The following is a 13,734-nucleotide window of genomic DNA, read 5'->3' on the forward strand; positions in this document are numbered from 1 at the left end:
AGTTACTTCTCCCCGTCCTTGGTCAGCAGCAATTGGCCGCGCTTCCTGATCGTCGCCTGCGCCATCTCGGCAAAGCGCTGCAACAGCCAGGGCAGCACCACCTCGACCCGAACCTGATCGTCGCCGACATCGACCTGCCCCGTCGCGACCTGGCCGAGCGCGCGGATGCGGAAGGCCATAGTGTCGCCGCTCCAGCGTTCCTCCTCGACCTGCATCACCGGAATGCTCGCCGCGGCGCGGCCGAGCCCCGTCTTGAGCCGGCGCACCGCCTCCTCACGGCCGAGACGATGCGGAATCGAGACGACGAGCGGTGCTGACATGGTCCTGCCTCTTCTGACTGACGTCACATAATCATGCCGGGTCGACCAACAAAGGTTCCATGCAAGTTGATCCCCCGGCCGTGTTTCAAAGCCGGAACTTTACAACCTGCGGCAAGTTGCTCCCGCACAACGGGACAGGTTGCAATGACCCTTCTTACGAAGGGCTGGAGGAGATTCGCATGTCAATCGGCACGATCATTCTGATCATCTTGATCATCGCCCTGCTCGGCGGCTTCAGCGGCATCGGCGGCGGGCCGTTCTACGGCACCGGTTATTACGGCGGCGGCGGCCTCGGGCTCGTCATCGTCATTCTGCTGATCCTGATCCTGATGGGAAGGATCTAGATGCAGACTTCGTAGGATGGGCAAAGGCGCAACGCGCCGTGCCCACCACTTCGCTCGAACGAAACAAGGTGGTGGGCACGCTCCGCTTTGCCCACCCTACGACACCCGCCTTCCCCGCAACAGCGGCAGACCTACTTCACCTTCCCCGCCAGCTTCTTCATCGCGGCCTTGATCGACACGGCTGCATCCTCATACCCCTCCCATGCCTTCGATCGCGCCAGCAGGGCCGGCACGGTGCGCAGCGTATAGCGCTTGGGATCGAGGTCGCTCTTCACCTGCGCCCAGGTCACCGGCATCGAGACCGTGGCCCCGGCGCGCGCTCGGGGCGACAACGGGGCCACCGCCGTCGACATGCGGTCGTTGCGCAGATAATCCAGGAAGATCTTTCCCCTGCGCAGCTTCTTCGACATGTTGAGCAGATAGCGCTCGGGATCGTCGTCGGCCATCCACTGGCAGACGCCTTGCGCAAACGCCTTGGCCTCCTTCCAGCTCACCTTGTCGCGCGCGCCATGGAGCAGCGGCACCACGACGTGAAGGCCCTTGCCGCCGGTGGTCTTGCAGAAGCTGTCCATGCCGATATCGGCGAGCCGCTGCCGCATCTCCTTGGCCGCCTCGACCACGTCGGGAAAGTCCACGTCGGGGGCGGGGTCGAGATCGAACACCAGGCGGCCCGGGGTGTCATAGGCATAGGGCGCGCAGTTCCAGGGATGCAGCTCGACGCCGCCGATCTGCGCCACCGCGGCGAGCCCTTCGATCCGGTCGATCTGAAGATACGGCTTGCGGTCGCCGGAGACCCGCGCGAGCTCAAGAAGGTTCGACGTTCCCTGCATCGCATGGCGCTGGAAGAAGCACTCGCCCTTGATGCCGTCGGGCGCGCGGATCAGCGAACAGGGCCGGCCCTTGAGATGCACGATCATCCATTCGCCGACGGCTTCGAGGTAGCGGGCAAGATCCAGCTTGGTGACGGCACCACCATCGCCGTCATCCGGCCAGAGCGGCTTGTCCGGCTTGGAGATGACGACGCCCATGACCTCGGCATTTTGAGCGGTCTGCTTCGCTCGCCCGCCCGCCTTCGCGCGCGCCGACTTCCTGGTTTTGGGCTCGGCGAGCTCGGTGTCGACGGGCGTCTCGGCCTCGACCTCCTCGGCCGCCTTGTCCTGCCGCAAGCCCTTGAAGGCCGCCTGGCGAATATTGCCGTCGGCCGTGAAGCCCGCGAACTCGATTTCGGCGACGAGCTCCGGCTTCAGCCAATGCACGTCCCGCGTCTTCTTCGGCGCGTTCTTGCCGCCGAACGGGCTTTCCTTGCTCTCAATCGCCTTCAGCGCCGGCATGATGCGCTTGACTTTATCAGCGCCAAAGCCGGTGCCGACCATGCCGACGAAGGCGAGATGATCGCCGCGCTGCACGCCTGCCATCAGCGAACGGAATTTGCCGTTGGTGGTCTTGTAGCCGCCGATCACCACCTCGTGTCCGGCGCGGCATTTCGACTTGACCCAGCTCTCGGTGCGCCCCGAACGATACGGCGCGTTCAGCTTCTTCGACACCACCCCTTCGAGCTCGAGCTTGCAGGCCGATTGCAGCACCGCATCGCCGCCGCTCTCGAAATGCTCGACATAGCGGATCTGAGTCGATTTCCGCTTGCGCGATTCCAGCAGCTTCTTGAGCTGCGCCTTGCGCTCCCCAAGCGGCAGCCGACGGTAGTCCTGCCCTTCCGCGAAAAGCAGATCGAAGGCGAAGAAGATCAGGTCGTCGGTCTTGCCATCGGACAGCGCAGCTTGCAGCGAGGAGAAGTTCGGCGCGCCGTTATGGTCGAGCGCGACGATCTCGCCGTCGATCATCACGTCCGGCAGCGCGGCGGCTTCCTCGGCGATGGAGGCGAACTTGCTGGTCCAGTCGAGACCCTTGCGCGTCTTCAGCGTTGCCTCGCCGTCCTCGACCCGGAGCTGAACGCGATAGCCGTCGAATTTGATTTCGTGGCACCAGCCCTCGTCTCCGGGCGGCCGCTCGACCAGCGTGCAGAGCTGCGGCGCAACGAAATCCGGCATCTCAGACACCGTCTTAGCCCTCGTCGCGGTCGCGGCAGTTTTCTTCGCCGCTTTGCCGCCCTTCAACGCGGTGCGCGGCGACGGCTTCACCGTCCGCCCTTTCGTCTCTTCCGCGCGGTTGGACTGCCAGACCGCGTCGGCCTTGCCCTTGGTCCCCTTCGCCAGCATGAACGGCTTCGGCGCGCGGCCCTTTCCCTCCGCGATCTGTTCCATCGCCCGGCCCGAGGCGACGGACTTGTCCTGCTCGAGAATATCGTTGTCCGCGCCTTCGCGGACATACTCGTCACGATGCTTGATCAAGAGCCAGTTGGTCCGCTTCTCGCCGCCGCGGTTGCGCATCCGCACCAAGACCCAGCTTCCCTGCAGCTTGTCGCCATGGAGCGTGAACTTCAGGTCGCCTTTCTTGAAGCCGGCTTCCGGATCGTCCGATTCCCAGGTGCCGCGGTCCCACAACATCACGGTGCCGCCGCCGTACTGGCCTTCCGGAATCGTGCCTTCGAAATCGCCGTAATCGAGCGGATGGTCCTCGACTTCGACGGCCAGCCGCTTGTCGTGGGGATCAAGCGAAGGCCCCTTCGTCACCGCCCAGGACTTGAACACGCCGTCGAATTCGAGCCGGAGGTCGTAGTGCAGCCGGGTCGCATCATGCTTCTGGATGACGAAGCGCCGCTGTTTCGATGGCGCCACGGCGGTCTTGCCCGATGGCTCCGGCGTTTTCTCGAAGTCCCGCTTCTGTCGGTAGGTGGAGAGTTTCTGCAGCACGTCCCGTCCCGCTTCTCGTTCGGCACTTGAAGCCTATCACGGCGAAAGTCCCGCCCGGAACCAAAACCCGATGGGACGGTTGGGGTTCCAAAACGCCTTGAAAACGCTGGAGAATGGAATGGCCCCGCGCGCCTACTGGAAGGGAACGTTGAAGCTGTCGCTGGTCAGTTGCCCGGTCGTGCTCTATCCGGCGACCACCGCGGCCGAGAAGACGCGGTTTCACCTGATCAACCGCGAGACCGGGAACCGGCTCAAGCAGCAGATGATCGATTCCGAGACCGGCGACGTCGTCGAGAGCGACCAGAAGGGCCGCGGCTACGAAGTGCGCAAGGGCAAGTACGTCGAGATCGAGCCGGAGGAGCTCGAGGCGGTCCAGATCGAGAGCAATCACACCATCGACATCGAGAGCTTCGTGCCGCGCGAGGAGATCGACCAGCGCTTCCTCAACCACCCCTACTACATCGCCCCCGACGGCAAGGCCGCGGTCGACGCCTTCGCGGTGATCCGCGACGCCATGAAGGACCAGGAGCGCGTGGCGCTCGCCAAGATCGTTCTGACGAATCGCGAGCACGTCATGGCGATCGAGCCGCGCGGCAAGGGCCTGCTCGGCACCACGCTGCGCTTCCCTTACGAGCTGCGCGAGGAGGACCAGTTCTTCGACGACATCAAGAGCCCGAAGATCACCAAGGACATGGTCGAGCTCGCCGGCCACATCCTGCAGACCAAGGCGGCGCATTTCGATCCCAGCAAGTTCAAGGACGAATACGAGGACGCGTTGAAGGCCCTGGTGAAGCGCAAGGCCAGCGGCAAGAAGATCGAGCTGCCCGAGCCCGAGGAACGGCCGAGCAACGTCGTCGGCCTGATGGACGCTCTGAAGCAGAGCCTGAAGGGACGCGGCGGGAAGAAGTCGGCGGCGAAGTCGCACGCGCGGCGCGCGACCGGACGGCACCGCAGCGCGAAGAAGGCGCACCGGTCGACGGCAAGGCACAGGAAGGCGGGTTAGTTCGTCATTCCGGGGCGATGCGAAGCATCGAGCCCGGAATCCATCGTGCCAAGCGCGACGGGCAGAGAAATGGATTCCGGGCCCGCGCCAACGGGCGCGTCCCGGAATGACAGCCGGGGTCTATTCCCCCGCCTTCAGCCGATACCCGATCCCCGTCTCCGTCAGCACGTATTGCGGCTGCTCCGGATCGGCTTCGATCTTCTGGCGAAGCTGGCGGACATAGACGCGCAGATATTGCGCGTCGGTCAATTCGTCCCACAGCTCCTTCAGCAGGAAGCGGTGGGTGAGCACCTTGCCGGCGTGCTGCACCAGCACCCGCAACAGATCGTATTCCTTCGGCGAGAGCTTCACCTCGCGATCCCCGACCTTGACGATGCGACGAACGAGATCGACCGAGAGATCGCCGGTGCGGAACACCGGACGCTCGCCCTTGACCTGAAGCTGGTGGCGCAGCGCGGCGCGCAGGCGCGCCAGCAGCTCCTCCATGCCGAACGGCTTGGTGAGATAATCGTCGGCGCCGAGATCGAGCGCCTGGACCTTGCCGGCTTCGTCGCCGCGGCTCGACAGCACCACGATCGGCACGCCGTCGTTGCGGGCGCGGATGGTGCGGAGCAGCTCATGGCCCTGAACGTCGGGCAGGCCGAGATCCAGGATGATCAGCGCCGGCTCCTCGCCAAGTTTCTCCAGCGCCGTCTTGCCGTTCGGCGCTTCCAGGATTTCGTAGCCCTGGGTCGTCAGCCCCATTCGCAGCAATTTGCGGATCGGCGGCTCGTCGTCGATGACCAGGACCTTGATCGGAGCAGCGCTCATGCGGCGGTATCCAATGCGTGGCTCTCTGCCGGAACCGGCAGGCGAATGGTGAGGACCGCGCCGCTCCGCTCGCTGCGATTGGCGGCGGAGATCGTGCCGCGCATCGCCTCGACGAAGCCGCGCGAGATGGCAAGCCCGAGCCCGGTGCCGGGACGGACGTGATCGCCCTTCTGCACGCGATAGAACTTGTCGAACACGCTCTCGAGCTCGTCCGGTGGAATGCCGGCGCCCTCGTCGGCGACCTCGAGCACGACATGAGCGCTGTCGCGCCGGCCGCGGATCGAGATCGTGGTTTCGGGGGGCGCGTATTTCGCGGCATTGTCAAGCAGGTTGAACAGCACCTGCTCGAACAGCACGGCGTCGAGCTGGAGCATCGGCAGATCGGCGGCCAGCACCAGCTCGACCTTGTGGCGGCTGAGGATCTTGCTGGCGCGCCGGAGCGCGCTGCCGACGATCTCGCTGAGATCGTGCAGCGCTGTGTTGGGCACGATGGCGCCGGATTCGAGCTTGGTCATGTCGAGCAGATTGGCGATGAAGCGGTTGAGCCGCTCGGATTCGTCGATCACGGTGGCGAGCAAATCGCGCTTCTCGGTGTCCGAGAGCGCGCCGGCGAGATCGCGCATGGTGGAGGCCGCCCCTAACACCGAGGCGAGCGGCGTCTTCAGATCGTGCGAGATCGAGGTCAACAGCGCCGAGCGCAGCCGCTCGGATTCGACGGTGCGCTTGACGCGGTCCATGTCCTCGACCAGCAGCACACGCTCGATCGCGAGCGCGCCCTGGTCGACCAGCGCATCGAGTAGCCGCCGCTGGTCCGGCGTCAGCAGCGGGCCGGTGCGATCGTTGTCGATGCCGATCACACCGATTGGGCCCCGCCCGGTGCGCATCGGCAGGAACAGCCGTTTTGCGCCGGGCAAGGTGTCCGAGCCGCGGCCGGCGGGGCGATCGTTGCTCCAGGCCCAGTTGGCGGCGGCAAGGTCGGCCTGGTCGAGCTCGTCTTCGGGCGGATAGCCTGATTTCACCGTAAGCAGGCCGTCATCCGGCAACAGCAGCACCACGCGGACCTTGAGCATCAATGCGATCTGGTAGGCACTCGCCCACAAGACGTCGTCGAGCGTGGCGGTGCCGGCGAGCTTGCGGCTGAAGGCATAGAGCTGCTCGGTCATCCTGATCCGGCCGATCGCGGTGTCGGCCTGGATGCGCACGCGCGCCGCGACATTGGAGACGATCATCGCCACCACCATGAACAGCACGAAAGCGGCGACATTGGTCGGGTCGGTGATCGTGAAGGTGTAGATCGGCGGGATGAAGAAGAAATTGTAGCAGAGCGAAGCCGCCACCGTGGCCAGCAGCGAGGGCCACAGGCCGTAGCGCACGGCAACCGCGACGACCGAGGTCAGCAGCACGAGATCGACGTTCTCGATGCCGAAATAGGGCTGGATCAGCTTGGCAGCGCCGAGACCCACAAGCACGATCCCAAGCGCCTTGAGAAAAGGCAAAGGATCGAACGGCTCGGATCGTGCGGCGGTCTGCACCGCCATCTTGGGCGCGGCCTCTCCGGAAAGCTCGTTGCCGGGAATGACGTGAACGCTGATATTGCCCGCACGCCGTACCAGGTCGTGCACGACCGAGCCGCGCGTCATCTCGAACCAGCGCGAGCGCGTCGACTTGCCGATCACGATCTGGGTGACGTTGTTGCCGTGCGCGAAACCGATGAGATCGTCAGCGATGCGGCGGCCGGCGGCGGGAATGGTCAAGGCTTCGCCGCCGAGCGATTCCGCGAGCCGCAGCGTATCGGCCAGCCGATCGCGCTCCTCGTCGGACAATTGCAGCGATCGCCGCGTCTCGATCGAAATCGCGGTGAACGGCGCATGCAGCCGGTCGGCCAATCGCTTGGTGTAGCGCACGAGGCCGGCCGCGCGCGGGTCTTCGCTGACGCAGACCAGGATGCGCTCACCCGCCGCCCAGGGCCCCGGAATCGCATTCGCCTGCATGTGGTTGAGCAGCTGCTCGTCGACCCGCTCGGCGGTGCGCCGCAGTGCGAGCTCGCGCAGCGCCGTGAGATTGCCTGGCGAGAAATAATGCTCCAGCGCCCGCTCGGCCTGCTTGGGCACATAGACCTTGCCCTCCTTCAGGCGCTGGATCAGGTCGTCGGGCGTGAGGTCGATCAGCTCGATCGCGTCGGCGCGGTCGAACACCGAATCCGGCACGGTCTCGCGCACCCGGACATGGGTGATCTGGGCAACGACGTCGTTCAGGCTCTCGATGTGCTGGATGTTGACGGCGGTATAGACGTCGATGCCGTGCGAGAGCAGCTCCTCGACGTCGAGATAGCGCTTGGGATGGCGGCTTCCGGACGCATTGGTGTGGGCGAGTTCGTCGACGAGCGCAATCTGCGGCCGCCGCGCGATCACCGCGTCGAGGTCCATCTCCTCGACGATCTGGCCGCGGTAGTCCAGCCTCTTGCGCGGGACCACTTCGAGGCCGCGCACCAGCGCCTCGGTCTCGGCACGGCCATGGGTCTCGACGAAACCGACCACGACATCGATGCCGGCCTTGCGCTTGGCCTGGGCGCTTTGCAGCATCTCGTAGGTCTTGCCGACGCCGGGAGCGGCGCCGACGAAGATCTTCAGCCTGCCGCTCGCACCCTCCTCCCGGCGCGCCGCTTCCAGCAGGGCCTCCGGTGACGGACGTTGTTCGGGATCGCGGCGCTCTCGGACCATCTTGCCAGTATAGTCACCCCTCCACTGCGAGCCTAGACGGCTACCTCGCGGCCATGCGATCGAGCGCGAGATTCAATGCCAGAACGTTAACCCTGGGCTCGCCGAGCAGGCCGAGCAGGCGGCCTTCGGTGCTGGCGGTCACGAGCTGCTTGACCTGATCCTCAGGCAGCTTCCGCGCCTTCGCCACGCGCGGCACCTGGAATTGCGCCGCTTCCGGCGAGATGTTCGGGTCGAGGCCGCTGGCCGAGGTCGTCACCAGGTCGACCGGCACCGGGGCGCTCGGGTTTTCGCTCCTGAGCTTGTCCACATCTTCCTTCAACCGGTCGGCCAGCGCCTTGCTGGTCGGACCGAGATTGGAGCCGCCCGAATTGGCGGCGTTGTAGGGCGCGGACACCGTCTTGGTCGAATCGTTCGGGTCAGGCGCCAGCGTCGCCGAGGGGCGGCCGTGGAAATATTTGTCGTCCTTGAATTCTTGCCCGATCAGGGCGGAGCCGATCACCTTGCCGTCCTTCTCGATCAGGCTGCCTTGCGCCTGCACGGGAAACAACGCGCCGGCAATGCCGGTCATGGCGAGCGGATAGGCAAGGCCCGTGATGGCGGTGAGTACCAGCAAGAGAACGATGGCGGGGCGGATTTCTCTGAGCATGTGCTTTCTCCTGTTTCTTCCGTCATTGCGAGCGAAGCGAAGCAATCCAGGGTCTTTCCGCGGAGGCAGTCTGGATTGCTTCGTCGCTTCGCTCCTCGCAATGACGGGTTAGGCCAAGTGCAAGGCGGTCACGACGAGGTCGATCGCCTTGATGCCGATGAAAGGAATGACGATGCCGCCGAGCCCGTAGATCAGGAGGTTGCGGCGGAGCAGCGCGCCGGCACCGACGGCGCGATAGGCGACGCCCTTCAGCGCCAGCGGGATCAAGCCGATGATGATCAGCGCATTGAAGATGATCGCCGACAGGATGGCGCTCTGCGGGCTCGACAGGTTCATGACGTTGAGCACGCCAAGCTGCGGATAGAACGCCAGGAACATCGCAGGGATGATCGCAAAATACTTGGCCACGTCGTTGGCGATCGAGAACGTGGTCAGCGCACCGCGCGTCATCAGGAGCTGCTTGCCGATCTCGACCACCTCGATCAGCTTGGTCGGGTTGGAGTCGAGGTCGACCATGTTGCCGGCCTCGCGGGCTGCCTGCGTGCCGGTGTTCATGGCGACGCCGACATCGGCCTGGGCGAGCGCCGGCGCGTCGTTGGTGCCGTCGCCGCACATCGCCACCAGCTTGCCCTTGGCCTGCTCGTCGCGGATCAGCTTGAGCTTGTCCTCGGGCGTTGCCTGCGCCAGGAAATCGTCGACGCCGGCTTCCGCGGCGATCGCGGCCGCCGTCATCGGGTTGTCGCCGGTGATCATGATGGTGCGGATGCCCATGCGGCGGAGCTCGGCGAAGCGTTCGCGGATGCCGCCCTTGACGATGTCCTTGAGCTGGACGATGCCGAGCAGCTTTCCGTCCTTGGCTACCGCCAGCGGCGTGCCGCCCGATTTGGCGACCTCGTCGGCAATGGCGCTGATCTCGCGGCCCGCCTCGGATAGGGCCGCGGGCTGCATCGCCCGTGCCGCATTACCGGAGGAGATCGCGGTCGGCGCCCTGCCGGCGATATAATTGAGCATCGCATCGACCGCGCCCTTGCGCACCGACGAGCCGCCCGCATCGACACCGCTCATTCGGGTCTGCGCCGTGAACGGCACGAAGGTCGCGCCCAGTTCGGCCATGTCGCGGCCGCGGATGCCGTACTTCTCCTTGGCCAGCACGACGATGGAGCGGCCTTCCGGGGTCTCGTCCGCCAGCGAGGCAAGCTGAGCGGCATCCGCCAGCTCCTGCTCGGTGACGCCGCGCACGGGACGGAAGGCCGTCGCCTGCCGGTTGCCGAGGGTGATGGTGCCGGTCTTGTCGAGCAGCAGCGTGTCGACGTCGCCGGCGGCCTCGACCGCGCGGCCCGACATCGCCAGCACATTGAAGCGCACCAGGCGGTCCATGCCGGCGATGCCGATCGCCGACAACAGCGCACCGATCGTGGTCGGGATCAGCGTCACGAACAGAGCGACCAGCACGACCACCGAGATCGAGCCGCCGGCATAAGCGGCGTAGCTCGGGATCGTCACCGTGGCGAACACGAAGATGATGGTGAGGCCGGCGAGCAGGATGTTGAGCGCGATCTCGTTCGGCGTCTTCTGCCGCTCGGCGCCCTCGACCAGCTTGATCATGCGGTCGATGAAGGTCGAGCCCTGCGCGGCGGTGATGCGCACCCGGATCCAGTCCGACAGCACCTGCGTGCCGCCCGTCACCGCCGAACGGTCGCCGCCGGATTCGCGGATCACGGGCGCGGACTCGCCGGTGATGGCGGCCTCGTTGACGGAGGCGACGCCCTCGACCACCTCGCCGTCCGAGGGGATGGTGTCGCCGGCCTCGACCAACACGAGATCGCCGACCTTCAGGCTCGTGCCCGGCACGAGCTTGTAGTCCCGGCCCGCGCCGCTCAGGAGCTTGGCCTGGCTCTCGGTGCGGGTCTTGCGCAGTGTCTCGGCCTGCGCCTTGCCACGGCCCTCGGCCACGGCTTCGGCGAGATTGGCGAACAGCACGGTGAACCACAGCCAGAGGATGATCTGGAAGGTGAAGCCGAGATTCTCCCCGCCGGTGACGAGGTCGCGCAGGAAGATCACGGTCGTGAGCGCGGCCACGATCTCGACCACGAACATCACAGGGTTCTTGATCATGGCGCGCGGATCGAGCTTGGTGAAGGCAGCGCCGATCGCTGGCATCACGATCTTCGGATCCAGCATCGCCGAGACCGGCATGCGCTTGTTGGATTTGTGGACAGGTTCCATGGAGGTCACTCCGAAAAGCGAGATCAGAAGACGTTGCCGGCGTTCATTGCGAGATGCTCGACGATGGGGCCGAGTGCGAGCGCCGGGAAGAAGGTCAGGCCGCCCATGATCAGGATGACGCCGACGACGAGGCCGACGAACAGGCCTCCGGTGGTCGGGAAAGTGCCCATCGACGGCGGGATCGACTTCTTGGCCGCGAGCGAGCCTGCGATCGCCATCGCCGGCACGATCATGAAGAAGCGGCCGACGAACATCGCGGATGCGCCCGTCAGGTTGTAGAACGGGGTGTTGCCGGTCAGGCCGGCGAAGGCGGAGCCGTTGTTGGCGGTCTGCGACGTATAGGCGTAGAGCACTTCCGAGAAGCCGTGCGGGCCCGCATTCGCCATCGAGGCAACGCCGGTGGGCAGCACGACCGCGACGGCCGACCAGCCCAGGATCATCAGCGGCAGGATCAGGATCGCGAGCATCGCCATCTTGACCTCGCGGGCCTCGATCTTCTTGCCGACATATTCCGGCGTACGGCCGACCATCAGGCCTGCGACGAAGATCGCGAGAACGACGAACAGCAGCATGCCGTATAGGCCGGCGCCGACGCCGCCGACGATGATCTCCCCTAACTCCATGTTGATCAGCGGGACCATGCCGCCAAGCGCGGTGAAGCTGTCGTGCATGGCGTTCACGGCACCGCAGGACGCGGCGGTGGTGATCACCGCGAACAGCGAGGACGCGACGATGCCGAAGCGGACTTCCTTGCCCTCCATGTTGCCGCCGGTCAGGCCGAGTGCATGCAGGGTCGTGGTGCCGCTGGCTTCAGCCCAATAGCAAACGGCGACGCCTGCGACGAACAGCACGCCCATCACGGCGAGGATCGCCCAGCCCTGGCGCTGGTTGCCGACCATGCGGCCGAACACGTTGGTGAGCGCCGCGCCGAGCACGAAGATCGACAGCATCTGCACGAAATTCGACAGCGCGGTCGGGTTCTCGAAGGGGTGAGCGGCATTGGCATTGAAGAAGCCGCCGCCATTGGTCCCTAGCATCTTGATTGCGACCTGCGAGGCGACCGGGCCGACCGCGATGGTCTGCTTGGCGCCCTCGAGCGTGGTCGCTTCGACGTAGTCGCCAAGCGTTTGCGGGATGCCCTGCCAAACCAGGAACAGCGTGAACACGACACAGATCGGCAGCAGGATGTAGAGCGTGCAGCGGGTCACATCGACCCAGAAGTTGCCGATTGTGCGCATGGACGCGCGGGCAAAGCCGCGGATCAGGGCAACCGCGAGCACGATGCCGGTCGCCGCCGACAGGAAATTCTGGTGCGTCAGGCCGACCATCTGGGTCAGATAGGACAGCGTGCTCTCGCCGCCGTAGTTCTGCCAGTTGGTATTGGTGATGAAGGAGATCGCGGTGTTGAAGGACAGATCCTCGGCGACCGCGGATTGGCCGGCTGGATTGAACGGCAGCACGGCCTGCAGCCGCATCAGGCCGTAGATGATGAGGAAGCCAGCGACATGGAACAGCAGCATCGCGACCGTGTAGGTCAGCCAGTGCTGCTCGCGCTTCTCGTCGACGCCGGAGATCCAGTAGATGCCGGCCTCGATCGGCCGCAGGACAGGCGACAGGAAGGTGCGCTCGCCGTTGAACACGCGCGTCATGTACCAGCCCAGCGGCTTGGTCAGCGCGACGATAGTCGCACAATAGAGAATGATCTGGAACCAGCCGATCATAGTCATGGCATTAACCCTTCAGGCTTTTGGTCCGGCGCAAAAGCGGCAGGAGCAGCGCGAGCAGGCCCGCGACGAGCAGCGTCGGCCAGCAGCAATTTTGCGAGCAGCAGCACGGCGTCAGAACCGCTCGGGCCGCAGCAGTGCATAGGTGAGATAGATCAGGAGGCCGAACGAGACGGCGCCGGCGAGCGCATAATCGAAGATCATGGTCCGCTCCCTCACAGCCGTTCGCAGGCGTAGGTGTAGCCGATCGCGAGGGCAAAGAAGAAGAAGCCCAGCGCCAGCATCAAAAGGTCCATCATGGCGATACTCCTTGGTACGACACGATCGCCGGCCGAGTTCAATGCAAGCGCATCGCCAGCCGGAAACTTCACCGCTGACGTGCCACTGCGCGCATAGCTTTTCGAGGTGAGGGCTATGGTAACGTTATAGGAATCTCATAAAGGCCGGCGGGAGCCAGCGGCTATGCGCACCCGCAATGCGTCCCGCGGTCGCTCCGGACGGGGCGGAGGCCTGGTGGTGCCCGGCCTCGGCGGCTAGCTCCTCACCTCCGCCTCGATCAGTCGCGCCAGCTCCGACGCGGTGACCTCGATCGGCCGGCCGCTGCGCTCGACGCGGGCCTGGATCAGCGCGCCCTGGAGCGCCGACGTGCAGAGCACCGCCAGCGCCTCCGCCCGCGGCCTGGCAAACCCGTCGGCGACGAGCTTGTCACGCAGGATCGATAGCCGTGCCGCATAGGCCTTGCGACCGGCCTCCGACACGGCGCGCTCGCGCGGCGCCAGCTCGAGCAGCACGGTCGTGATCGGGCAGCCATTGCGGAAGCCGGAGCCCTGCATCCAGCCTGCCAGCAGTCTGGCGTGCGCGCGCAAGAGCTCGCCGGTCGAGCCGCACTCTGCCGCGAGCTCGGCGACCGTCGCCGCGACGCGGCGGCCCGCCTCCTCCACCGCTGCCACCGCGATCGAGGATTTTCCGTCCGGAAAGTAATGATAGAGCGACCCCTTCGGCGCGCCGCTGACGTCGACGATGTCGTTGAGGCCGGTGCGGGCAAATCCCTGGCGGCGGAATAGCGTCACCGCGGCATTGATGATGGGCTGACGGTGCTTCGGCACGGCCGGCATGGCACTCTCCTCCGCTCGG

General features: G+C 65.5%; 12 protein-coding genes. 2 read left to right on the plus strand and 10 right to left on the minus strand.

The window, feature by feature from the left end:
- Positions 1-2: 2 nt before the first annotated feature.
- Positions 3-320, minus strand: a complete 318-nt coding sequence (locus I6F24_RS19310) for a polyhydroxyalkanoic acid system family protein (protein WP_036007246.1) — start codon at positions 318-320, stop codon at positions 3-5.
- A gap of 179 nt (positions 321-499) precedes the next feature.
- Here I6F24_RS19310 and I6F24_RS19315 point away from each other — a divergent pair, with 179 nt between their 5' ends.
- Positions 500-664: a DUF3309 family protein gene (locus tag I6F24_RS19315; protein WP_009798696.1), complete on the plus strand. Its 165-nt coding sequence runs from the start codon at positions 500-502 to the stop codon at positions 662-664.
- A 131-nt stretch (positions 665-795) separates the two neighbouring features.
- Here the strand turns inward: I6F24_RS19315 and ligD are convergent, their stop codons facing one another.
- Positions 796-3,471 (minus strand): DNA ligase D, encoded by a 2,676-nt coding sequence (gene ligD, locus I6F24_RS19320; protein WP_225149141.1) that lies wholly within the window; start codon positions 3,469-3,471, stop codon positions 796-798.
- 118 nt (positions 3,472-3,589) lie between these two features.
- Between ligD and I6F24_RS19325 the strand changes: the two genes are divergently transcribed.
- Positions 3,590-4,474: a Ku protein gene (locus I6F24_RS19325; protein WP_225149142.1), complete on the plus strand. Its 885-nt coding sequence runs from the start codon at positions 3,590-3,592 to the stop codon at positions 4,472-4,474.
- A gap of 120 nt (positions 4,475-4,594) precedes the next feature.
- Here the strand turns inward: I6F24_RS19325 and I6F24_RS19330 are convergent, their stop codons facing one another.
- From I6F24_RS19330 to I6F24_RS19365, 8 genes are all read right to left on the minus strand, one after another.
- Positions 4,595-5,284 (minus strand): response regulator transcription factor, encoded by a 690-nt coding sequence (locus I6F24_RS19330; protein WP_036027320.1) that lies wholly within the window; start codon positions 5,282-5,284, stop codon positions 4,595-4,597.
- A complete protein-coding gene (locus I6F24_RS19335) occupies positions 5,281-8,004 on the minus strand; it encodes a sensor histidine kinase KdpD (RefSeq protein ID WP_225149143.1) in 2,724 nt (907 codons plus the stop codon). Before I6F24_RS19335 ends, I6F24_RS19330 begins: the two co-directional genes overlap by 4 nt.
- Before the next feature lie 40 nt (positions 8,005-8,044).
- Positions 8,045-8,650 (minus strand): K(+)-transporting ATPase subunit C, encoded by a 606-nt coding sequence (locus tag I6F24_RS19340; RefSeq protein ID WP_225149144.1) that lies wholly within the window; start codon positions 8,648-8,650, stop codon positions 8,045-8,047.
- A 108-nt stretch (positions 8,651-8,758) separates the two neighbouring features.
- On the minus strand, positions 8,759-10,876 hold the full coding sequence (kdpB, locus tag I6F24_RS19345; protein ID WP_225149145.1) for a potassium-transporting ATPase subunit KdpB: 2,118 nt from the start codon (positions 10,874-10,876) through the stop codon (positions 8,759-8,761).
- Positions 10,877-10,899: 23 nt separating this feature from the next.
- A complete protein-coding gene (gene kdpA, locus I6F24_RS19350; protein ID WP_225149146.1) occupies positions 10,900-12,603 on the minus strand; it encodes a potassium-transporting ATPase subunit KdpA in 1,704 nt (567 codons plus the stop codon).
- Positions 12,604-12,714: 111 nt separating this feature from the next.
- Positions 12,715-12,804, minus strand: coding sequence for a K(+)-transporting ATPase subunit F (locus I6F24_RS19355; RefSeq protein ID WP_035698142.1), 90 nt, complete (start codon positions 12,802-12,804; stop codon positions 12,715-12,717).
- A gap of 11 nt (positions 12,805-12,815) precedes the next feature.
- Entirely contained in the window at positions 12,816-12,971 is a 156-nt protein-coding gene (locus I6F24_RS19360) for a hypothetical protein (protein ID WP_156446730.1), read from the minus strand.
- A 162-nt stretch (positions 12,972-13,133) separates the two neighbouring features.
- Positions 13,134-13,715 carry a TetR/AcrR family transcriptional regulator gene (locus I6F24_RS19365; RefSeq protein WP_036007209.1) on the minus strand — a complete coding sequence of 194 codons (582 nt, stop codon included), beginning with the start codon at positions 13,713-13,715 and terminating at the stop codon, positions 13,134-13,136.
- Between the last annotated feature and the right edge of the window lie 19 nt (positions 13,716-13,734).

Origin of the sequence: Bradyrhizobium sp. BRP23, from assembly GCF_020194135.1 — a bacterium.
GTDB classification, from domain to species: Bacteria; Pseudomonadota; Alphaproteobacteria; order Rhizobiales; family Xanthobacteraceae; genus Bradyrhizobium; species Bradyrhizobium yuanmingense.